General features: G+C 36.1%; 20 protein-coding genes and 1 pseudogene. 17 read left to right on the top strand and 4 right to left on the bottom strand.

Going from position 1 to position 22,206, the window contains the following annotated elements:
- Positions 1–54: 54 nt before the first annotated feature.
- From pcrB to HP569_RS14475, 13 genes and pseudogenes are all read left to right on the top strand, one after another.
- Entirely contained in the window at positions 55–756 is a 702-nt protein-coding gene (gene pcrB / locus HP569_RS09815) for a heptaprenylglyceryl phosphate synthase (protein WP_425501860.1), read from the top strand.
- A gap of 16 nt (positions 757–772) precedes the next feature.
- Entirely contained in the window at positions 773–3,010 is a 2,238-nt protein-coding gene (gene pcrA / locus HP569_RS09810) for a DNA helicase PcrA (RefSeq protein ID WP_182200997.1), read from the top strand.
- Positions 3,011–3,028: 18 nt separating this feature from the next.
- Positions 3,029–5,047: an NAD-dependent DNA ligase LigA gene (gene ligA, locus HP569_RS09805; RefSeq protein WP_182200996.1), complete on the top strand. Its 2,019-nt coding sequence runs from the start codon at positions 3,029–3,031 to the stop codon at positions 5,045–5,047.
- 24 nt (positions 5,048–5,071) lie between these two features.
- Positions 5,072–6,250, top strand: a complete 1,179-nt coding sequence (locus HP569_RS09800; protein WP_246367080.1) for a CamS family sex pheromone protein — start codon at positions 5,072–5,074, stop codon at positions 6,248–6,250.
- A gap of 84 nt (positions 6,251–6,334) precedes the next feature.
- Positions 6,335–6,625: an Asp-tRNA(Asn)/Glu-tRNA(Gln) amidotransferase subunit GatC gene (gene gatC, locus HP569_RS09795; RefSeq protein ID WP_182200995.1), complete on the top strand. Its 291-nt coding sequence runs from the start codon at positions 6,335–6,337 to the stop codon at positions 6,623–6,625.
- 15 nt (positions 6,626–6,640) lie between these two features.
- Positions 6,641–8,110, top strand: a complete 1,470-nt coding sequence (gene gatA, locus HP569_RS09790) for an Asp-tRNA(Asn)/Glu-tRNA(Gln) amidotransferase subunit GatA (protein ID WP_182200994.1) — start codon at positions 6,641–6,643, stop codon at positions 8,108–8,110.
- Entirely contained in the window at positions 8,110–9,540 is a 1,431-nt protein-coding gene (gene gatB / locus HP569_RS09785; RefSeq protein ID WP_182200993.1) for an Asp-tRNA(Asn)/Glu-tRNA(Gln) amidotransferase subunit GatB, read from the top strand. Before gatA ends, gatB begins: the two co-directional genes overlap by 1 nt.
- Before the next feature lie 153 nt (positions 9,541–9,693).
- Complete coding sequence (locus HP569_RS09780) at positions 9,694–10,602, top strand: diacylglycerol kinase (protein WP_182200992.1); 909 nt, start codon at positions 9,694–9,696, stop codon at positions 10,600–10,602.
- 194 nt (positions 10,603–10,796) lie between these two features.
- Complete coding sequence (rlmD, locus tag HP569_RS09775) at positions 10,797–12,173, top strand: 23S rRNA (uracil(1939)-C(5))-methyltransferase RlmD (RefSeq protein WP_182200991.1); 1,377 nt, start codon at positions 10,797–10,799, stop codon at positions 12,171–12,173.
- Between the two features lie 358 nt (positions 12,174–12,531).
- Positions 12,532–12,939, top strand: coding sequence for a recombinase family protein (locus HP569_RS14370; RefSeq protein ID WP_220464462.1), 408 nt, complete (start codon positions 12,532–12,534; stop codon positions 12,937–12,939).
- Positions 12,926–13,144: a recombinase family protein gene (locus HP569_RS14365; protein WP_220464461.1), complete on the top strand. Its 219-nt coding sequence runs from the start codon at positions 12,926–12,928 to the stop codon at positions 13,142–13,144. Before HP569_RS14370 ends, HP569_RS14365 begins: the two co-directional genes overlap by 14 nt.
- Before the next feature lie 17 nt (positions 13,145–13,161).
- The gene (locus HP569_RS09765) at positions 13,162–13,941 is read left to right on the top strand and encodes an exonuclease/endonuclease/phosphatase family protein (protein ID WP_182200990.1); all 780 of its coding nucleotides are present in this window, start codon (positions 13,162–13,164) and stop codon (positions 13,939–13,941) included.
- A gap of 346 nt (positions 13,942–14,287) precedes the next feature.
- Positions 14,288–15,124 (top strand): annotated as a pseudogene (locus HP569_RS14475) (exodeoxyribonuclease III).
- Positions 15,125–15,170: 46 nt separating this feature from the next.
- Here the strand turns inward: HP569_RS14475 and HP569_RS09755 are convergent.
- Complete coding sequence (locus HP569_RS09755; protein WP_182200989.1) at positions 15,171–15,392, bottom strand: hypothetical protein; 222 nt, start codon at positions 15,390–15,392, stop codon at positions 15,171–15,173.
- 497 nt (positions 15,393–15,889) lie between these two features.
- Here HP569_RS09755 and HP569_RS14470 point away from each other — a divergent pair, with 497 nt between their 5' ends.
- Positions 15,890–16,111 (top strand): hypothetical protein, encoded by a 222-nt coding sequence (locus HP569_RS14470; protein ID WP_246367078.1) that lies wholly within the window; start codon positions 15,890–15,892, stop codon positions 16,109–16,111.
- Positions 16,112–16,595: 484 nt separating this feature from the next.
- Complete coding sequence (locus HP569_RS09745; protein ID WP_182200988.1) at positions 16,596–16,940, top strand: zinc ribbon domain-containing protein YjdM; 345 nt, start codon at positions 16,596–16,598, stop codon at positions 16,938–16,940.
- A gap of 338 nt (positions 16,941–17,278) precedes the next feature.
- On the opposite strand, the gene HP569_RS09740 is transcribed toward HP569_RS09745, so the two are convergent.
- Positions 17,279–17,707, bottom strand: coding sequence for a MarR family winged helix-turn-helix transcriptional regulator (locus tag HP569_RS09740; RefSeq protein ID WP_182200987.1), 429 nt, complete (start codon positions 17,705–17,707; stop codon positions 17,279–17,281).
- Positions 17,708–17,828: 121 nt separating this feature from the next.
- Between HP569_RS09740 and HP569_RS09735 the strand changes: the two genes are divergently transcribed.
- The gene (locus tag HP569_RS09735; RefSeq protein WP_182200986.1) at positions 17,829–18,422 is read left to right on the top strand and encodes an NAD(P)H-dependent oxidoreductase; all 594 of its coding nucleotides are present in this window, start codon (positions 17,829–17,831) and stop codon (positions 18,420–18,422) included.
- Between the two features lie 222 nt (positions 18,423–18,644).
- Here HP569_RS09735 and HP569_RS09730 read toward each other — a convergent pair whose 3' ends face one another.
- A complete protein-coding gene (locus HP569_RS09730) occupies positions 18,645–19,574 on the bottom strand; it encodes an NADP-dependent oxidoreductase (protein ID WP_220464459.1) in 930 nt (309 codons plus the stop codon).
- Between the two features lie 95 nt (positions 19,575–19,669).
- Between HP569_RS09730 and HP569_RS09725 the strand changes: the two genes are divergently transcribed.
- The gene (locus tag HP569_RS09725) at positions 19,670–19,813 is read left to right on the top strand and encodes a hypothetical protein (RefSeq protein ID WP_182200985.1); all 144 of its coding nucleotides are present in this window, start codon (positions 19,670–19,672) and stop codon (positions 19,811–19,813) included.
- Positions 19,814–20,039: 226 nt separating this feature from the next.
- Here HP569_RS09725 and HP569_RS09720 read toward each other — a convergent pair whose 3' ends face one another.
- Positions 20,040–22,049, bottom strand: coding sequence for a glycoside hydrolase family 18 protein (locus HP569_RS09720; RefSeq protein ID WP_182200984.1), 2,010 nt, complete (start codon positions 22,047–22,049; stop codon positions 20,040–20,042).
- Positions 22,050–22,206 lie beyond the last annotated feature (157 nt).

The following is a 22,206-nucleotide window of genomic DNA, read 5'->3' as shown; positions in this document are numbered from 1 at the left end:
AAAGGATGAAAAAAACGATATTTTTGATATAATGAAACAATGGATTAGTAGTGGATGGAGGCTATCATTTTGTATAATTGGAAAGAATGGAAACATGTATTTAAATTAGATCCAAACAAAGAAATATCAGATGATAAACTAGCACAGATCTGTGAATCAGGAACAGATGCTATCATCGTTGGTGGTACGGATGATGTCACACTAGATGGCGTATTGGATTTACTAAGTCAAATTCGCAGATACACCGTTCCGTGCATTTTAGAAGTATCAACAATGGAAGCAGTAACTCCTGGTTTTGATTTTTATTATATACCAATGGTTTTAAATAGTAAGGATAAAAAATGGATGATGGATATACAACATCAAGCAGTAAAAGATTTTGGACATATACTAGATTGGGACGAGCTTATCGCGGAAGGCTATTGTATCGTTAATCCAGAAGCAAAGGCTTTTACCCATGCGAATTGTTTTGTACCAAGTGATGACGATGTGGTCGCCTATGCCCAAATGTCGGAGCACTTATTCCATCTGCCTATCTTTTATTTAGAATATAGCGGGACATATGGTGATCCATCATTAGTAAAACAGGTGAAAAAGCAATTGGATCAAACGAAACTGTTTTATGGTGGGGGCATTACAACTAAAGAACAAGCAAAAGAAATGGCAGAGTATGCAGATGTCATTGTTGTAGGAAACAGCTTGTATGAAGACTTTAACCAAGCTATTCAAACAGTACGTGCAGTAAAGCAGATTTAAAAGGGCGGTGACATAGATGGGCCAAGCAATTCAAACATTAATTAAAAGTTTAAATAAAAAACAACAAGAGGCAGTAAGAAAAACCGATGGACCATTACTAATTATGGCAGGAGCCGGTAGTGGAAAAACACGTGTCTTAACACATCGTATTGCCTATTTATTAGATGAAAAGGAAATATCTCCACGCAGTATTCTTGCAATTACGTTTACTAATAAAGCGGCACGAGAAATGAAGGATCGAGTGGCTCGTTTAGTTGGCCCAGAAGCAGATAAGATATGGGTGTCTACTTTTCACTCCATGTGTGTACGGATTTTAAGAAGAGATATTGAACGAATTGGATATAGTCGTAATTTCTCTATTTTAGATAGTGGGGACCAATTATCTGTTATTAAAAAAGTTTTAAAAGATAAAGATATCGATTCAAAAAAATTCGACCCACGTGCCATGCTTGGTGCAATTAGTTCAGCAAAAAATAGCTTAATTACCCCAAAGCAATACAAGGAAGAAGCGGGTAATTTCTATGAACAACAAATTGCAGTCGTTTACGAAGGGTATCAAAAGACATTAATCAAAAACCAATCGTTGGATTTTGATGATTTAATCATGCAAACGATCCGCTTATTTGATCGTGTACCTGAAGTACTAGAGTATTATCAACGACGTTTTCAATACATTCATGTCGACGAGTATCAAGATACAAACCATGCACAATACTTTCTTGTAAAACAACTAGCAGCTCGTTTTCAGAACCTTTGTGTAGTGGGAGATTCCGATCAGTCCATTTATCGTTGGCGTGGTGCAGATATTCAAAACATTATGTCATTTGAAAAAGATTATCCAAATGCACATGTGGTTTTACTTGAACAAAATTATCGCTCAACTCAATCTATTTTACAAGCGGCAAATAGTGTTATAGTAAATAATCCAGGTCGAAAGCCGAAGAAACTATGGACAGACAATACATCAGGATCAAAAATTTATTATCATGAAGCGGCAACAGAACAATATGAAGGACTTTATGTTGCAGATAAAATAGAAGAATATCTGAAGTCGGAAGGATATAACTACCGTGATATGGCGATTTTGTATCGTACGAACGCACAATCTCGTGCAGTCGAGGAAACGTTTGTGAAGGCAAACATACCTTATCAAATTGTCGGCGGTACAAAGTTCTATGATCGTAAAGAAATTAAAGATATTTTGGCGTATTTACGTTTGATTTCCAATCCTGATGATGATATTAGCTTTACTCGAGTAGTGAATGAACCAAAACGAGGCGTAGGAAAAACGTCATTAGAGAAGCTTCAGGCATATGCAGCTAGCAATGATATATCACTCTATACTGCCGTTCAGGAAGTTGATTTTGCAGGCGTAAGTGGAAAAGCGGCAAAATCATTAGCTGACTTTGGTGCAATGATCAAGCAATGGACACAACAACAAGAGTTCTTAACTGCTACAGATATGGTGGAAGAGGTATTAAAACGAACAGGCTATGAAGAAATGCTAAAGAATGAGCGAAGCATTGAAGCACAAAGTCGTCTAGAGAACATAGAAGAATTTAAAACCGTAAGTAAGCATTTTGAAAAGAACAGCGAAGATAAAACATTACTTGCCTTTCTTACCGACCTTGCTTTAGTGGCTGATATAGACCGTATGGATGATGACCCATTTGCAGATAATAAAGTAACCATGATGACTTTACATGCAGCAAAAGGGCTTGAATTTCCTGTTGTGTTTTTAATTGGGATGGAAGAAAACGTCTTTCCGCACAGTCGTTCACTTATGGATGATGAAGAAATGGAAGAGGAACGTCGGCTTGCTTATGTTGGAATTACCCGAGCAGAAAAAATTCTTCATCTATCCCATGCAAAAATGCGAACATTATTCGGTCGGACGAATTTGAACCCTATTAGTCGCTTTATTCATGAAATTCCTGATGATTTATTAGAAGGAATGGAAGAAGCAAAGGAAAAGATGTTTGGATTTAATAAGAAGCAAGAGTCCCGCACAAACCCATTTGCAACCACACCTAAAGAGCCTGTTCCTGTGAAGAGACGAGCAAAACAGACAACGACAGGTGGAGAAAAGGTAGGCTGGCAAGTTGGCGATAAAGCAGATCATAAAAAATGGGGACAAGGTACAGTAGTAAAAGTTACCGGACAAGGTGAATCAATGGAGCTGGATATTGCGTTTCCTGCACCAACTGGTATTAAACGTTTGTTAGCGAAATTTGCTCCGATTACCAAACAATAAACTGAGGTGGATGGAAGCATGGAAGAAATGAAAGCAAGAGAAGAAATAAATAGCTTGCGAGAAGATTTGAATAAATATAATCACGAATATTATGTCCTAGATCAACCAAGCGTATCTGATGCAATTTATGATCAAAAATTGCACCAACTAAAAGAATTAGAAACAGCGTTCCCTCATCTTATTACAGCTGACTCACCAACACAGCGCGTCGGAGGAGAACCACTTGATTCTTTTAATAAAGTACAGCATCAAGTACCAATGCTTAGTTTATCCAATGCGTTCAATGAGAATGACTTAAGAGATTTCGATCGTCGTGTGAAAGACGGGCTTGGTGTAGAAGAAGTCACTTACGTTTGTGAGTTGAAGATAGATGGTTTAGCTGTTTCTCTCCGCTATGAAAATGGTGTCTTTACACAAGGGGCTACACGTGGAGACGGGACAACAGGCGAAGATATTACAAGTAATTTACGAACGATCAAAAGTATTCCGTTACGAATAAATGAAACAGAAACAATTGAAGTGCGAGGCGAGGCTTTCATGCCACAGCGATCTTTTTTAGCTTTAAATGAAGCTAAAGAAGAAAATGGTGAAGAGCCATTTGCTAATCCTCGTAATGCAGCGGCTGGATCATTACGTCAGTTAGATCCAAAGATTGCAGCAAAACGCAATTTAGATATTTTCTTATATGCGGTTGGTCAGTGGGAAAGTGGCGCCTTGACTGCGCATAGTGAAAGGTTAGAACATTTATCTAATCTAGGATTTAAAACAAATCCAGAGTGGGAAAAATGTGCAACAATCGATGATGTCATTGCATATGTGAATGGCTGGGTAACAAAGCGATCCGATCTATCCTATGAAATTGATGGTATTGTCATTAAAGTCGATCAATTAGTATATCAAGAACAATTAGGTGCAACAGCAAAGAGTCCACGCTGGGCGATTGCATATAAGTTTCCTGCAGAAGAGGCTATAACGAAATTGTATGATATCGAATTAAGTGTAGGACGCACAGGTGTGGTAACTCCGACTGCGGTTTTGGAACCAGTAAAGGTAGCTGGAACAACTGTCCAACGCGCTTCATTACATAATGAGGATTTAATTCGTGAAAAAGACATTCGAATTAATGATACGGTTGTAATAAAAAAAGCAGGAGATATTATTCCAGAAGTTGTTCGAGTTGTAACAGAAGAGCGTGAAGGAACAGAGCAACCTTACCATATGCCAAGCCAGTGCCCAGCATGTGACAGTGAATTGGTTCGTTTAGATGAGGAAGTAGCGTTACGCTGTATTAATCCAAATTGTCCGGCTCAGCTAAAAGAGGGATTGATTCACTTTGTCTCACGTAATGCGATGAATATCGATGGTTTAGGAGAAAAAGTGATAGAGCAATTGTTTGAAGCTAATCTTGTGAAAAGCATTGCTGATATTTATCAACTTAAACGGGAGCAACTGTTGCCACTAGAGCGTATGGGGGAAAAATCAGTTGATAATCTACTGCAAGCGATTGACGTATCAAAAAGCAATTCTCTTGAAAAATTATTATTCGGTTTAGGTATTCGTTATGTTGGCTCGAAAGCAGCAAAAACGTTAGCGATGCATTTTGAAACAATGAATAATTTGAAGGCAGCTACTTATGAAGACTTAATTGCAGTCAATGAAATTGGTGATAAAATGGCCGATTCCATTGTCCAATATTTTTCTGAAGAGGAAGTACAACAATTGGTCGATCAACTAAAGGATTTAGAGCTTAATATGAGCTACTTAGGACAAAAGCCAAAAGTAGAAGAAATAGCTGATTCGCCTTTTTATGACAAAACGATTGTGTTAACTGGTAAAATGGAAGAGTTAACTCGTCCAGAAGCCAAAGAACGAATTGAATCGCTTGGTGGTAAAGTAACAGGCAGTGTAAGTAAAAAGACATCGCTTGTTATCGCTGGTGAAGAGGCAGGTTCTAAGTTGGATAAAGCGAACGAATTAGGGATAACTGTTTGGGACGAACAACAATTGATCGATGCGTTAAATGAGATGGAGAAATAGTTCTTAGGGAAGGAGGAGCGAACATTGAATAAAAAAATAGCAACGATGAGCATTGCTGCTTTAATTATATTAGCGAGCTGTGCCCCTTCTTATGACAATAAAGAGGATGTAGTGGAGGATAACACATCAGAACAGGATAGTGGAGAAACTGCGATTATACCTAGCCACAGTGTATCTGAACAAGAGTATCAAGTGTTATTACCATACAAGATGAGCCAGTCGCGCGGAGTAATAACAAACCAAATTGCCAATCGTTTAGATATTGATGCAATTGAACAAGGATTACGGAGGCATTCAACCGAAGTATACGATCCAGATGATTACTATTTCCAAGAAGGACAGAAACTCACTTCTGATGTCGTATATAAATGGTTGGAAAGATATGCAAAAGAAGATTCTGGGAAGGATAATCCGTTGGGTCTTAATCCAGCACTCCCTAATGTGGACGAAAAGGATAAGGAAGAGTTAATCGAAGCAGAACGAAACAATCCGAAATATGTTTCTCACATTTTAGAACAAAATTATTTAATGAAAACGAGTGAAAATGCCGTACAATTAGGTGGGGTTTCTATTGCAATTGCGATGAAATCTAACTATCGCTTCCAAACCGAAGTAGGTGGTCCATATTATTATGAAGATATTTCAAAGAAAAAAATGCTGAGTGAAGCAAATAGGGTGGCGAAAGAAGTAGTTAATCGTATGCGTCAAATGGATGGATTAGATGATGTGCCGATTATGGTTGCCATTTATCGAGAAGAAGGAAGAGATTCCCTCGTACCAGGAAACTTTGTCGCTAAAACAAACGTTAAAGGTGGAAGTTCCACGATTAAAGATTGGAAAGCAATTAATGAAGAATATGTTCTATATCCTTCATCTGAATTAACAGACATTGACCCTGATACAAATGCTAATTTAGAAGATTTTGAAATAGATGTATCAGAGTATTTTCCGAATTATGTAGGAGTAATTGGAGAAGGGTTCTATGTTGATGACCAATTAAAGAAACTCACTTTAGAAATACCGATTAGATTTAAAGGAAAAGCAGAAGTAGTAGGATTTACACAGTATGTTTATGGCTTAATTGTAGATGGGTTTGAAGATCATTTTGACTTAGAAGTTAACATTACTTCTAGCGATAAACAAGAAAGCTTAATCTATCGAAAAGCAGGAGAAAAAGAGCCAAATGTGCATATCTATGATTAAGTAAAGTTGATAATAGTATCAATTATTTGCTATTATCTTAAGTATTGTATATTTACGTAGAAAAAAAGCTGGAGGTGGACAGATATGTCAGAAATTTCAAAAGAACAAGTGAAGCACGTTGCACACTTAGCAAGATTAGCTATTACAGATGAAGAAGTAGAGACAATGACGAAACAGCTAGGTGACATTATTAACTATGCGACACTTTTAAATGAGCTAGATACAGAAGACGTAAAACCAACAACACACGTATTAGATTTGAAAAACGTAATGCGTAAAGATGAACCTAGAAAATGGATTGAAAAAGAGGATGCACTAAAGAACGCGCCAGATGTTAAAGACGGCCAATTCCGCGTGCCATCTATATTAGAATAGGGAGGGAAACAAAGCATGTCGTTATTTGATTATACATTGAAGGAACTACAAGAAAAGCTACATAAAAAAGAGATTACCATTACCGATTTAGTAGATGCATCATACGAACGAATTAATGAAGTAGATGACCAAGTTCATGCCTTCCTAACCTTAAATGAAGAAGGTGCACGTGAAAAGGCAAATGAATTAGAGAAATTAGCTCATGAGCAAGACAATCTATTATTTGGTATCCCTGCTGGAATTAAAGATAATCTAGTAACAAAAGGACTACGTACAACTTGTGCAAGTCAATTGTTAGATAACTTTAATGATCCACTTTATAATGCAACAGTTGTAGATAGACTAGAAGATAAAAACACCGTTACAATTGGTAAATTAAATATGGATGAGTTTGCGATGGGATCATCCAATGAGAACTCAAGCTATGCAGCTACACGTAACCCATGGAACACAGATTATGTCCCAGGTGGATCAAGTGGTGGTTCAGCAGCAGCCGTAGCAGCAAATGAAGTGTTCTTTTCACTTGGTTCTGATACAGGTGGATCCATTCGTCAGCCAGCGGCATTTTGCGGCGTTGTAGGATTAAAACCTACTTATGGATTAGTTTCTCGTTTTGGTCTTGTAGCATTTGCTTCATCATTAGATCAAGTTGGCCCAATTACAAGAACAGTAGAAGACAACGCACATGTGCTTCAAGCAATTGCTGGACACGATAAAATGGATTCTACTTCTGCTAATTTAGAAGTGCCAAACTACAGTGATGCTTTTAAAGAAGATGTTAAAGGATTAAAAATTGCTGTGCCTAAGGAATACTTACAAGAAGGAATCGATCCTGAAGTAAAAGAATCTGTTCTTCAAGCACTTAAAGTATATGAAGATTTAGGTGCAACATGGGAAGAAGTATCTCTTCCACACTCTAAATATGCAGTAGCAGCGTATTATTTACTGTCTTCTTCTGAAGCTTCTGCAAACCTTGCACGTTTTGACGGTGTGCGCTATGGTGTTCGTTCAGAAAATGCAACGAATATGTTAGATATGTTTAAACTATCTCGTAGCGAAGGTTTTGGAGATGAAGTAAAACGCCGTATTATGCTAGGAACATTTGCTCTAAGCTCAGGTTATTATGATGCGTATTACAAAAAAGCGCAAAAAGTACGTACATTAATTAAAGATGACTTTGAAAAAGTATTTGAAGATTATGATGTAATTATTGGACCAACAACACCAACTCCAGCATTTAAAGTCGGTGAAATCATTGATGATCCATTAACGATGTATGCAAATGATATTCTAACGATTCCTGTCAATCTAGCAGGCGTACCAGGTATGTCTCTTCCTTGTGGTTTTTCGAGTGAAGGCTTACCGATCGGTTTGCAAATTATAGGGAAACACTTTGATGAAACAACGATTTATCGCACTGCATATGCGTTTGAACAAGCAACCGATCATCATAAAAAACGCCCAACATTGGGAGGTGCGAAGTAATGAATTTTGAAACAATTATTGGTCTAGAAGTACACGTTGAGCTAAAGACAGATTCAAAAATATTTAGTCCAAGCTTTAATCATTTCGGTGCCGAGCCGAATGAAAATACAAACCCAATCGATTTAGGTTATCCAGGTGTGCTTCCAGTATTGAATGAAGAAGCAGTAAACTTTGCAATGAAAGCAGCAATGGCACTTAATTGTGAGATTGCCACAGATACTAAGTTTGATCGAAAAAATTATTTCTATCCAGACAATCCGAAAGCTTATCAAATATCACAGTTTGATCAGCCAATCGGAGAAAACGGATGGATTGAAATTGAAGTAGAAGGAAAGACGAAACGAATCGGTATTACACGTTTGCATATGGAAGAGGACGCAGGTAAATTAACTCACAGTGACGATGGTTACTCGTTAGTCGACTATAACCGTCAGGGTACGCCATTAGTAGAGATCGTTTCTGAGCCAGATCTACGTTCACCAGCCGAAGCGTATGCATATTTAGAAAAACTAAAAAATATTATCCAGTATACTGGTGTTTCTGATTGTAAGATGGAAGAAGGTTCGTTACGTTGTGATGCGAACATTTCAATTCGCCCAATTGGTCAAGAACAATTTGGTGTTAAATCAGAATTGAAGAACCTAAACTCTTTCTCCTTTGTTCAAAAAGGACTAGAGTATGAAGAAAAACGTCAACAAGAAGTGTTATTAGCTGGCGGGGAAATCCTTCAAGAAACACGTCGTTACGATGAGCAAACAAAAGAAACCATCTTAATGCGTGTGAAAGAAGGATCAGACGACTATCGTTATTTCCCAGAACCAGATCTTGTACCACTTTATATCGATGATGCATGGAAGGAACGCATTCGTGCAGAGATTCCAGAGCTTCCAGATGCAAGAAAAGCGCGTTATATTAAAGAGCTAGAACTCCCGGCATATGATGCGATGGTACTGACTAGCACAAAAGAGATGTCAGACTTTTTCGAAGCAACCATTACAGCTGGTGCTGATGTGAAACAAGCATCAAACTGGTTGATGGGTGAAGTATCTGCCTACATGAATAAACAACAAAAAGAGCTACATGATCTTGCTTTAACACCAGAAGCGCTAGCAAAAATGATTCGCTTAATTGAAGATGGCACGATTTCTTCTAAAATTGCGAAAAAAGTATTTGCAGAGCTAGTTGAAAAAGGTGGAGATCCAGAAAAGATTGTCAAAGATAAAGGACTTGTTCAAATTTCTGATGAAGGTCAACTAACAGAAATCATCTCCGCTATCCTAGATAAAAACGAACAATCTATTGTCGATTTCAAAAATGGAAAAGACAAAGCACTTGGATTTTTAGTAGGACAAGTAATGAAAGAAACTAAAGGCCAAGCAAATCCACCGATGGTAAACAAAATCATTTTAGCAGAAATGGAAAAGAGATAATAAGGGGAGAGGGCTACGAAATGTAGCCTTCTTTTTACACGGATAAAAGAGGAAAGCCTTTTATTGTCGAGGAAAAATAGTCAATAGCTTTTCTTTTTCGATGAAAACGGCTATGATGTTAGTTAGTAAAGTGAAAGTAGGGAGGGCCTTCTAATGCAACGTGCTCGAATAATATATAACCCAACTTCTGGACGTGAGTTATTTAAAAAGGAATTACCTTTAGTGTTGCAACGATTTGAACAAGCAGGATATGAAACTTCTGTTCACGCAACAACAGGTATTGGCGACGCAACAACTGCAGCAAGTCAAGCTGTCGATCGAGGCTTTGATGTTATCGTAGCTGCTGGTGGCGATGGAACGATAAATGAGGTCATCAATGGTATGGCTGAGAAAGACAATCGACCAAAGCTAGGTATTATACCAGTAGGAACAACTAATGATTTTGCCCGCGCACTGCATATACCACGTCAAATTGATAAAGCAGTTGATGTGATTTTGGCAAATCGCTCTGTAGCCTTAGATATAGGAAGAGTAAATGATCATTACTTCATGAATATTGCTGGTGGAGGAAAATTAACTGAACTATCTTATGAGGCACCTAGCAAGTTAAAAACGATGATTGGTCAATTAGCATACTATCTTAAAGGAATAGAGATGCTACCATCTTTACGACCAATTAATGTTCGAATTGAATATGATGGAACACTATTTGAAGATGAAATTATGTTATTTCTTGTCGCGAATACAAACTCAATTGGCGGATTTGAAAAATTAGCTCCTGATGCAGAAATGAACGATGGTGTATTCGATTTATTAATTTTAAAGAAGACAAATCTAGCAGAATTCGTACGAATTGCCACACAAGCATTAAAAGGAAACCATTTAGAAGATGATCGAATCCTGTATACTCGTGCCAAGCGAATAAAAGTGAGCACAGATGAAAAAATGCAATTAAATGTTGATGGTGAATTTGGTGGGCTTTTACCTGGTGAATTTGTTAATTTACATCAGCATATTGAATATTTTGTCCCTGAAACATTCGAAGTGAAAGAAGATAGCTAGCACAAGGCGTTCTTCTTTCTATTTTTTTGTCTACTTTGTTTCGTCAATATTCGAATATTTCCCGGGAAATGTCGGATGAATTTTAAAGTAGCTAAAGAAATAGTGGAATCATAGATGAAATGTGCATATTTCTTGGATCACACATTTATGATAAACTTTGAGAAGGATTTGAAAATAAAGGACGTTGATTAATAATGGAAAAGCAAAAAGCCCCTGTGCAAAAAAATGAAATGATAACATTAGTATTCGAAGATATGACTCATGAAGGAAATGGTGTCGGGAAAATAGATGGTTACCCAGTTTTTGTACCTTATGCCTTGCCAGGTGAAACAGCACAAGTGAAAGTGATTAAGGTAAAGAAAAATTTTGCTGTAGGTAAATTAATAGAAATAGAAAATAAAAGTGCTGATCGAGTAGAACCTCCATGTAATGTTTATTACCAATGTGGTGGCTGTCAGCTTCAACATATGAGCTATACGTTGCAAAACGAAATGAAGCGCACACAAGTAGTAAATGCACTAAAAAAGATTGGACATATAGAGGGGGTAAATGTGCACCCTACAATGGGAATGGAAGATCCATGGCGTTATCGCAATAAAGTCCAAATTCCTGTTGCTGAAAAGAACGGTGAGTTAATTACCGGATTCTATCGAAAGAAAAGTCACGATATTATTGAGGGAATGGATCGTTGTATCATCACATCTGAAGTGAATGATCGTATGGTTGAAGCAGTGCGCAGTATCGCAAATCGACTAAATATCCCTGCATATGATGAAAGAACCCATCGTGGCGTGCTTCGTCATATTATGGTGCGAACTGGCGAAATGACGAATGAAACAATGATCGTGATTGTTACCCGAACGAAAGAGCTTCCTAATAAGAAGCAACTTATCAATGAAATTAGAGAAGCCTATCCGAATGTGACATCGATTATGCAAAATATTAATAAAGATCGCACCAACGTGATCCTTGGTAAAGAAACCAAAGTACTTTGGGGTGAATCCTATATTCATGATAAAATCGGTGACATTACTTTTGCCATATCTGCGAAGTCATTTTATCAAGTCAATCCTACGCAAACGAAACAATTATATGATAAAGCACTAGAATATGCACAACTAACAGGTAAAGAAACAGTGATTGATGCGTATTGTGGTATTGGAACGATTTCACTATTTTTAGCACAACAAGCAAAAAAGGTTTATGGTGTGGAAATAGTAGGAGAAGCAATCGCTGATGCAAAGGAAAACGCAAAATTAAACAATATAGATAACGTTGAATTTTTTGTTGGACAAGCAGAAAAAGTAATGCCATGGTGGACATCGCAAGGGTTGAAACCAGATGTGATCGTTGTCGATCCACCACGAAAAGGTTGTGATGAAGCATTATTAGAAGCGATGCTTGCGATGAATCCAGAACGTATTGTGTATGTATCTTGTAATCCATCTACATTAGCACGCGATTTACGAATACTAGAAGATGGTGGCTATAAAACGAAAGAAGTACAGCCAGTTGACATGTTTCCACAGACGAATCACGTGGAGTGTGTAGCGTTGATGTCTAGGGAATAAACACACCAATAATTAAAGCGTTGATATAACAAGGTATGTAGGGTTTCGCCTATGTTTATTTTAGATGAATAAATAGGTGAAACCCTTTTTGTTATTGACTTTAGAAGCACTGGAATTTCGGGTTGAGTTGATAAAATAGATTTTAGGTAGGGGAGTTGATAGGATAGATGTAAAGAGTAAAATGTGCTAAATTTAGACTAATCACATATCGCAAAAACCTATCAAATAAATGGACATAAAAAAATAAGTGCCGGGAGATAAGGAGATGACTGATCAGCGCAGGGTACATTTTATTCCGCCAAAGCCTGTTAAACGTGAGAAATGAGTAGGAATTTATTGTCGAGTAAGTTCCAATAGTATGGAACAATTGAATAGTTTAACAGCCCAAGTACCTGCCTTAACTAGATTAACAGCGTCTACCCCTAACTGGTTACTTGTAGATACGTATATAGATATTGCTTCAGGAAAAGCGAAGTCTAACCGTAAAGCATTTCATCGTCTGATAAAAGATTGTGAATTCAAAGACTTAAAAATGGTGATGACGAAAAACATTAGTCGATTTGGTAGAGATACGGTTGAAGTACTCGAAGGATTGAACAAACTAAGAGAACTGGGAGTACGTGTTATTTTTGAACAAGAAGGATTAGATACAGCCGATACAGATAATGCCTTGATGATTTCGATTATTGAATCCATTGCCCAAGCAGAAAATGAATCTCGAAGTGAAAACATTAAATTGGGATATAAACGTCATGCTGAGCAATGAAAAATATATCGGTGTAGTTAGACTACTTAATGCGGGAGAAAATCGAGAACATTATGTTTCTGAAAATAATCATCCACCCATAATTTCTAAAGAGAGGTTTGAAGCTGTGCAAGTGGAGAAGAAAAATAGGAGTAATGTTCTCAAAAGCAAAGAAGGTAGCCAGAGAAAGAGTAGTAAGTATAGCTCAAAGAAAAACAATAAATAGTATGGGGGGAAAGGGAAATGAAAAATGAGGTGGGAGCAAAGAATATAATTAATATAAAAACATGGAATGTTGATTGGTTTAGGAATAAGAAGAGGTCGGGGCAAGAATGGGAATATAATGAAAATGATTATGATATAAATGCTTATATTAATATTGTAAAAGATATTAAAGATTTTTTGGATAGTCGACAAAATGCAATTGTATTATTGCAAGAAGTTCCTTATAAATTAAAAAAAGGTGTTATGTGGTTAGAGTGCGACTATCATAAGAAACTGCACAATGATTTTCCTACCAATGAATTTGAGATACTTGAAAATATATCTAGGAATTATATAACGAGGTGTACTGTTGCAATTTTTAAAAAAGGAATATTTAATAGTGACATAAACTATAAACCTTGTAACAATAGAACAATTGGATTAAGCCTTGGTGATGACATAACAGTTTTGGGTGTACATATGCCTACTAACTTTAAAGAAGATGATCAAAATGATCATATGTGGCGAGAATTAATTGAGTATACTGCTGATAAGAAAGCCAACAATGAAAAACTCATAATCGCAGGAGATTTTAATGGATATATTGGATGTAAAAATAAATTAACGGAAAAAAGATTTATAGAGCTAACTAGAGTTGCAAAAGATATAGTCTCTGATGACATCCCAACTTATATTGGACAAACACCGATTGATCACATATTTATTAATTTTAACTCTGATCTAGATTATAAAGTTGTTATTGAAAAAGATTGGGGCAATAGTGATCATAAGTATTTACAAGCAGAATTAAAATATTAATAATCTTTAAGTTTGTAAAATATATAATAGCCTAATCAAAAAGACCATTAGAGTTGATACAATAGATGTCAAAGGTATATAAACACAGGGTTTTGTATAGTTCTATCAAACTTTGGAATAGCCTAAGTACATCATATCGAGGTGGTAGCATTGATGTCTAGGGATTAACAATGATATAACAAGGTTTTAAGAAATACATTCATTTTGTAAATCAGGTGCGATAGATGTTTTTGCTCTAAAAAAAGAATGTATACTTATTTAAATTCATAACTGGCGCAAGCCTTTATTATTAGATGGGTTACTTTAAATAAATATAATTAAGAAAAGATAATAAAGGGGTAGAACAATGAAGTTAATTTCATGGAATATTGATTCATTAAACGCAGCATTAACGAGTGATTCAAATCGTGCACATATGTCACGTGAAGTATTAGATACAATAATTAACTATAATGCGGATGTTATTGCGATTCAGGAGACTAAATTACCACAGGCAGGTCCAACCAAAAAGCACCTACAAATCTTAGTGGATTATTTTCCTGACTATGACATTGTTTGGTGTTCAAGCGTAGAACCGGCACGTAAAGGTTATGCAGGAACGATGTTTTTGTATAAAAACCATTTAACACCTGAAGTAACCTATCCTAAAATTGGCGCACCTAGAACAATGGATGATGAGGGGCGTATAATAACATTGGAATTTTAGGACTTTTATATTACACAGGTATACACACCAAACGCAGGTGATAAGCTTGTACGCCTTGGGGATCGTCAAATTTGGGATGAAAAGTATGCTACATATGTAAAACAATTAGATAAAAAGAAAATTGTTTTAGCAACTGGAGATTACAATGTTGCTCATAAAGAAATTGATCTAGCAAATCCCAATAATAACCGTAATTCTGCAGGATTTACCGAGGAAGAAAGACATGGATTCAATCAACTTTTAAAAAAGGGTTTTACAGACAGTTTTCGTTACATTCATGGTGATGTAGAAGGAGTTTATTCTTGGTGGGCACAAATAGCAAAAACGAGTAAAATAAATAATTCAGGCTGGAGAATTGACTACTGTCTCGTAAGTGATCGCGCCAAGGATAAAATTAAAAAGTCAGAGATGATTGATTCTGGTCCAAGACAAGACCATACACCTATTTATTTAGAAATCTCACTTCCTCTTTCCTAGAAAGTTAAATATATTAAAAAATAAACAGTCTCAAATACGGGACTGTTTATTTTTTAATCGTTATGAGCTCGCCTACATCAAGTGCAAGTAGCTTCGTCCCAGTTAGCTTTTTTAATTGGATTGATACCTTCTTATCAATCATACAATCTTCTATATTAGAACTTAAATAGTTTGCAATTTGAACGGTACTATATGGATAACGTTCAAAATGATATTTAATGCATAAATATAAAGGGAATAATTCTTTTTCAATTTCTGGGGTATACATTTCAAATTGAATGGGAGTATCGAATCCACTAACATAATTCCCAATGTCATCATCTACTGACCCACTGAAAACTGTATTGTTTGGTTAGATGCAATGTAATAATAGTATGTCAAAAATACTCCTCCATTTCCTTTTCATAGAAATATTATGTATTACAAAATAGAAATCGTCGTGATACATGTTCATGTAAGGAGATAAAGTTTATGAGATATGAAGAATGTATATTTGCACCTATGACAATAAAAGAAGTAGAAGAGATGTAACTATATGATTTAGATGCTTTAAAAGTTTCAAAAGAAAATGAACGATTAAGGTATTATTTAAATGAACCATTTTGTCCTGTTATAAGTGTCATTCAAGGAGTTTATGTCATTTATAAGCAATCAATTCTCCAGTTACTTGAAGGAAGGTTTCAGTCTATCTACAGTTATGAATTTAAAGAAAGGAAAGGGAAAGAGCGTTCTATCTCTACGTGTGATATTGAATATGTTTTAGGAATGGCAACTGTTGTCGTACTTGCAAGTGAAAGCGACGGTGTACTCACAAGTTATTTCTGTAGTGGGAATGCAGAAAAATTAGACAGTATTTTTAACTTATGTCTTGGATATTCAAAGGAGTTAGAAATCAAAAAGTATAAGCGTAGTTTACAACGTTTTATGAATGATATTAAAATTGTCGAACAGATGGGATTGTTAGAAAGACTAATGAAGAATAAATAGATAAAAAATGTTAAGAATGAATCAGATAGTTGATTGACCTATTCCCACATACGTACTAACCCTTAAAAAATTCCTAGACATCAAGCTTGGTTGCTCGTCCCACGTGTAAGCAGCTGTGCTGCCGGAGAAATAATTGTCCAATTAAATAATATTTGGCTAGTTAAAATAAATATATTCTATTTCGACACTGATTTCGTAAAAATCAACACTTGCGATTTCGGGGCTTTTTATATCCAAATTCTTGTCAGTCAAGTGTTTCTTCAATTTTATCTCTAAATGTTTTAAAACTAACTCATTTCCAACTCTGATAAAACAGTGAAAAACGAGTATTTTTAAACTAAGAATCGTTTGAAATGAGGGTTCCGTAGCAAAACTTTATTTTAACTCAAACGGTGGAATTCGGGTTTGAGAGATTGGATTTGGCAGGAGTTTATTATAGTTGTACAATAGTAGTTTGTATTACAGAACAAAAAAGGAGAAAAATATGACTAATTTACCGAATTGTCCAAAGTGCAACTCAGAATACACTTATGAAGACGGAGCGCTTCTAGTATGTCCTGAATGTGCTCATGAATGGACTTTATTAACAAACATGGAAGAAGCAGATGCCGTGATCAAAGATTCAAATGGAAATGTACTAAATGATGGGGATTCAGTTCTCGTGATTCGAGATTTAAAAATAAAAGGCAGTTCTTCATCAATAAAAAAAGGAACAAAAGTAAAAAATATACGATTAGTACATGATTCAGCAGATGGTCATAATATCGATTGTAAAATTGATGGTTTTGGTGCCATGAAATTAAAGTCGGAATTTGTGAAAAAAGCATAAAAGATAACTATAATTCTGTGTTGTGTGGAATAAGTCAGTTCAATATATAAAATCAATACAAATTCGGGCTGGATCCCAATAGTGATTCAGTCCTTTTCCTTGTGTGCAATATCCCTCCGATTCCTCGTCAGCATTAGATTCAGTCCTAACTTCGGTATGTACTTCAGTAAGTGTTAAATCCTAATGGTTCGGGGGATTTTTTGCCCCCCGAGGTTTTAATTTAACATGAAAATGCAAATGTTAAAGGTTTTTCTTACAGCAATAAGAGTTTTAATATAACTTTTTAAAATTAACATATCAGTTTATGATATATTTCATCTTGGACCTTTCCAATTCACCTATGCAAAAAATTTAGTCTGTAAAATTTCAAATGCATTTTGAATTTCTTTTAGTTCGGGCTCTGACAAATTATTAATTCGCTCTTGGAAGTTTATTTCAAGCTGTTGAAATACTTTATTCATTAGCACTGTTCCTTCTTCAGTAAGACGAATGTCAAACTTGCGTCGATCATTCGGATCAATAATTTTTTCGCATAGTTGGTATTGGATTAATTTTTTTAACTCACGGCTAGCATTAGGTAAAGATAAATGTAGGCATTCACTTATTTCACTGAGGGTTACAGGTTGGCTAACTGTAATTAACTCTAATATTTTATATTGAACGGTAGTTACATTTTCAATTCTGATTTCTTTTGTCATATCGTATGTCACTTGATGTACAGATGTAGTAAAGCGAACAAACTGTTGGAAAAGCTTATTTTTGTTCATATGTATCACCTCATATACAAATTATCAAATATATTATCAAAAAACAATTATCAATTGACAACTAAACCAAATGGATGTTACTATTTAGTTATCAAAAGATAACTAAACGAGGGGTGTTTTTATGAATGCTTTAATTGTATTTACCCATCCAAATCACCAAAGCTTGAGTTACTCATTTTTACAAGGGGTAATTCGAGGGTGTGAGGAAAATCATGTTATACAAAATGTTCAAGTTTTAGATTTGTATGGTGAAAATTTTAATCCGGTTCTTAATTTTGGGGAGAAAAAGAAGAGAAGAAACATGCATAAAGATCCAGAATTAGAAAAATATCGTAATCAACTATCGTGGGCTGACAAGATTATTTTTATCTACCCTATATGGTGGGGAAGACCTCCTGCGATGTTATTGGGATATATTGATAAAATGTTTGCTTCAGGATTTGCATATAAAGATAACGGTAAGTTGTTACCAGACGGTCTGTTGAAGGGGAAATCAGTTGTATGTATTTCTGTAATGAAGGGTCCAACCTTTTATCCAATGTTTTGGCTAAATAATGCTCATAAAGCTTTAATGCGTAAGGCATTATTTCAATACGTAGGCATTAAAAAGGTAAAGTTTTTTGAGTTTGGCAATATGGAAAATCCAAAGGGGAAGCATCATGAAAAAATTGAAAAAGTATATAAATATGCTCGAAAAATGAATAGCATAGCTTAAGATCATAAAAATTACTGTTGTGAATTAATAGTGGAAGAATAGATAATGATGAGCATCTACATTGAATAGGTGCTTTTCTTATTATAATCTGTCAACAACCTTGCCCTTTGTGGAAAAATTTAAAGATTGTACTACATGAAGTAAACTTAAAAATCCATTTTGAAAAGAGATCAATCAAAATGGATTTTATAAGTTATATTTAACCTCGAATCTCTAAAAAAATTAATCTTTTTGCATGGAAACTACAAGCTTTCCTCTAGCATGTCTTGTTTCTGTTTTCTCCAATGCCCGTAGAGCTTGAGTGAATGCATAGACATGTTCAATTACTAAGCGAACCTTACCTGAAGCAATGTCATTTACTAAACTACCTAAAGCTTCCTGTAAATTTAACTGATGCTGGAATTGCTCTACGGTAATCCCTCTAGTTGGCTGGACTCTATCACCGGAGACTGTAATAACTCTTCCGCCATCCTTCACCACCATCATGCTATCTTCCGCCGTGCCTGGTTGAATTGCCAATGCTGCATCTACGCCATCTGGGAACAAAGCTTTCACATCTTCTTGCCAAGTGGGGCTTGAATAGTCAACTGTTTTTTCTGCACCAAGTGATCGCATATATTCATGATTTCTACTAGAGGCTGAACCAATTACTCGAATACCTCTGGCTGCCGCCAATTGGATAACCAATGTACCAATTGCGCCGGAAGCACCTGCGATAAATAATGTATTTCCTTCCTTCAGATCTAGTGTATGCATACACTCCAATGCTGTCTTTCCAGCCACGGGAATTGCTGCTCCTTCTATAAATTCAAGTATATCTGGCATGGGGATAAGTGCTTTTGATGGGACGGCTACATATTCTGCCCAACAACCACCTTTTGGAAGGAGACTACTTGATAGAATCACGCGATCACCAACTTGAAAGTCGGTAATAAGGGTTCCTTTTTTTACAATGACACCTGATGCTTCAGATCCAATGGGGTAGGGGAAATTAGTATTGCTTGGAATAAAATAGCGGTCGTGAATGCCAACTCCGAATGCTGCCACCTTTACGAGCAGCTCATCTTCGTCAATCTCAGGAATGTCTAGTTCTGTTAATTCGACATCCATGCTTTGAGGGCTTGTTCTGACATAAGCTTTCATTTTGTGCATTTCAACAACCTCCTTAAAATTAAAAATTAGAGTTAATCAATTCTAATGATAACACTAAAAAAACTATTCATCTTCTGAACAAAATTTTAATTCCTATGGCGGCAAAAATTAATGATAAAGCAGTAAACCTTATTGTGTTTACTATGCCTGTTGAATCCACATCGTTAGGATTTGGAAAAATCATTTTTGGTAAAATCAATAATATAAGCACAGAAACAACAATTAAAACTACTCCATAAATTTTCATTGTTTTCCATTACCACCTCTCTTGTTTTTACAATATATTACTATGTTGAGAAAGTAAACACCAAAACTTATGTATTACTTATTAGTCGTGTAACATTCACAATGCCTTTAAAAATAAATATGGAGATACAAAATCATATATGATTTGTATCTCCAAAGCATGCGATATCATTGGTTTTATAGCCTGTAATTGTATCTGCTACTTTAATAGATTAATAATTATTGATGTGCGTGTTCTCTTCTTCTATGGAAAAAAAACGCGGTAAGTCCAATAAGTAGAACAACTAAACCAATTACGATATAGTTAAACATGTTTGTCGCAGTATCGGGAAGTTTTTGACCACTAGTGTTAGAACCATTGTCATCTTTATCTAATACTAAGCCCGCTTCGTCATTTTCTTCATCCTCATCGTTAGCGCCACTGTCTTCATTATCACCGTTTTCAGTTTCGCCATTTTCGTCACCGTCAGCACCATCGCCATCAACATCACCGTTAGAGCCATCACCGTCGCCGTCAGCACCATCACCATTGCCATCACCGTCGGAACCATCACCATCGCCATCAGACCCATTACCTGGATCTGTACCTGGATCATAGGCTTCGGCAGTTACTGTTACTTGTGCCACTTCCATTTCGGTTGCAAAATCAGAGTGGATTCCGTTAAGTGTATAAACATATTCATTACCTGGCTCTACTTCTTCAGAATAACGAATGACACCATCAACGACATCCTCTAGTGAAAACTCTGCAATTTGCTCACCATCACGATATAAAATGTACTTCGAGACGCCAGCTGTGGTGATGTCACCAAACTCTAGTGTAACTTTCGAAACCACACCTGTTTCAGATTCTTCTGTTATAACATCCGTGACATACTGTTTCTTATCAGGTGTTGGCGCCTCATTGGAAATACCTAAACCATATGAAACTGCTTTTAGTAGATTCCAATTTTCATCGTCTGTGCCTAAATCCCAGATCATGATTCCGCCAAGTCCTTTTTCTTTCACTAAACGTACCTTTTCTGTTAAAGATTCAACATTGTCAAATGAAACAAATACACCTTTTTCCTCGTTATATAAATAAGGAACTTTTGCTACATCATCCCAGTAATATTTATATCCATCTTCGTTAACAAGTGGCTTAATGGCGTTATATCCATTGTCAGGTAAAATATCTTGTTTACCAGCGGCACATTCTTGGTATGCGCCACGTTCAGGTTGATAGGCCCCATCATTATCGACGTTACATCCAGCCCAAATTTGTCCATAGAAAGGAACACCTAGTACAACTTTTTCTGGTGGAATTCCTCCCCATAAATACATGTTTGATGCACTATCGGCGCTACCGCTATGCCAACCACGTAATTCTGCCTCCAAATCATCTAAATATACAGGCGCATTGTGACCTGTCAAGCCAGACCACGTACCATTTGTGTCATAGGTCATAATTGCTGCATAATCAACAATTTCACCAATTGCTTGTAAGTCATTATTTGTATCAAAAGTCCATGTTTGAGCACCTGCAATTGTCACTAAATAATGCTGTCCGTCCTCTTCACCAGCAACATCAAATGCATCACGAACTGCTTGTAATAACTTTACATAATTTTCACCGTCATTGGGTCTAATTGCGTTTCCAGGATGTCCTTCAGCACCAGGCCACTCCCAGTCTATATCTAAACCATCCATATTGAATTTACGTACAAAATCTACTGCTGATTGAGCAAATACTTTCCTTGCTTGTTCATCCGCAGCTACATCAGATAAGTTGTGTGACAATGTCCATCCTCCAACGGATAACAATGTTTTTAAATCTGGATTTTCATTTTTTAATGCCTCGACCTTAGGGAGTTCTTCTAAATCTGTTTCCGGATCATACAATACAATTGTGCCATTCGGTAATTCTTTGTTTTCATTACCGTCCAGGTCAGTACATGCCCAGACTTTTTGTTCACCTGCAGGAATCTCTTCATTGTTAGGATTCCCGTGCTCGCCATCCCAGCATATATCACCAAAGGAATAGTTTAGGTGCGTAATTTTATTGGGATCTAAATTCTCAGGTGGTGCCCAAGACGCATAATAACCTAAAACTACTTTGTCGCTTCCGTCATTCGCTAGAACAGTTTCTTCAGATACTAAGTATGATAAAACGAATGAAACTACTAGTAGAATACTAAACAGTAAAGCAATCAAACCTACTCTTTTTTTAGACAATATAAACGTATTCATTTGTTCCTCCTGATTATATTCGTATTTAATAGTTTTTGTCTTTACCCATTCTATTAAATGGAAACTTATAATCTAGTGATGATTAGTCAAGCTTGAATACAAGTTTATGATGTATACAAACAACTTCTAATTTTCTCCCCTTAGACCTCCTTTATGT

The sequence above is a fragment of the Paraliobacillus salinarum genome (genome assembly GCF_014083865.1).
Classification (GTDB): Bacteria; Bacillota; Bacilli; order Bacillales; family Amphibacillaceae; genus Paraliobacillus; species Paraliobacillus salinarum.
The sequence above is the reverse complement of the archived record's forward strand: the minus strand, read 5'-3'. Positions and strand labels throughout refer to the sequence as shown.

Bases quoted from the DNA above. Each gene is read 5' to 3' on its own strand.
- pcrB (WP_425501860.1), top strand. From the start codon at position 55: ATGGAGGCTATCATTTTGTATAATTGGAAAGAATGGAAACATGTATTT.
- pcrA (WP_182200997.1), top strand. From the start codon at position 773: ATGGGCCAAGCAATTCAAACATTAATTAAAAGTTTAAATAAAAAACAA.
- ligA (WP_182200996.1), top strand. From the start codon at position 3,029: ATGGAAGAAATGAAAGCAAGAGAAGAAATAAATAGCTTGCGAGAAGAT.
- gatC (WP_182200995.1), top strand. From the start codon at position 6,335: ATGTCAGAAATTTCAAAAGAACAAGTGAAGCACGTTGCACACTTAGCA.
- gatA (WP_182200994.1), top strand. From the start codon at position 6,641: ATGTCGTTATTTGATTATACATTGAAGGAACTACAAGAAAAGCTACAT.
- gatB (WP_182200993.1), top strand. From the start codon at position 8,110: ATGAATTTTGAAACAATTATTGGTCTAGAAGTACACGTTGAGCTAAAG.
- HP569_RS09780 (WP_182200992.1), top strand. From the start codon at position 9,694: ATGCAACGTGCTCGAATAATATATAACCCAACTTCTGGACGTGAGTTA.
- rlmD (WP_182200991.1), top strand. From the start codon at position 10,797: ATGGAAAAGCAAAAAGCCCCTGTGCAAAAAAATGAAATGATAACATTA.
- HP569_RS14370 (WP_220464462.1), top strand. From the start codon at position 12,532: ATGGAACAATTGAATAGTTTAACAGCCCAAGTACCTGCCTTAACTAGA.
- HP569_RS14365 (WP_220464461.1), top strand. From the start codon at position 12,926: ATGCTGAGCAATGAAAAATATATCGGTGTAGTTAGACTACTTAATGCG.
- HP569_RS09765 (WP_182200990.1), top strand. From the start codon at position 13,162: ATGAAAAATGAGGTGGGAGCAAAGAATATAATTAATATAAAAACATGG.
- HP569_RS09755 (WP_182200989.1), bottom strand. From the start codon at position 15,392: ATGTATACCCCAGAAATTGAAAAAGAATTATTCCCTTTATATTTATGC.
- HP569_RS14470 (WP_246367078.1), top strand. From the start codon at position 15,890: ATGGCAACTGTTGTCGTACTTGCAAGTGAAAGCGACGGTGTACTCACA.
- HP569_RS09745 (WP_182200988.1), top strand. From the start codon at position 16,596: ATGACTAATTTACCGAATTGTCCAAAGTGCAACTCAGAATACACTTAT.
- HP569_RS09740 (WP_182200987.1), bottom strand. From the start codon at position 17,707: ATGAACAAAAATAAGCTTTTCCAACAGTTTGTTCGCTTTACTACATCT.
- HP569_RS09735 (WP_182200986.1), top strand. From the start codon at position 17,829: ATGAATGCTTTAATTGTATTTACCCATCCAAATCACCAAAGCTTGAGT.
- HP569_RS09730 (WP_220464459.1), bottom strand. From the start codon at position 19,574: ATGCACAAAATGAAAGCTTATGTCAGAACAAGCCCTCAAAGCATGGAT.
- HP569_RS09725 (WP_182200985.1), top strand. From the start codon at position 19,670: ATGGCGGCAAAAATTAATGATAAAGCAGTAAACCTTATTGTGTTTACT.
- HP569_RS09720 (WP_182200984.1), bottom strand. From the start codon at position 22,049: ATGAATACGTTTATATTGTCTAAAAAAAGAGTAGGTTTGATTGCTTTA.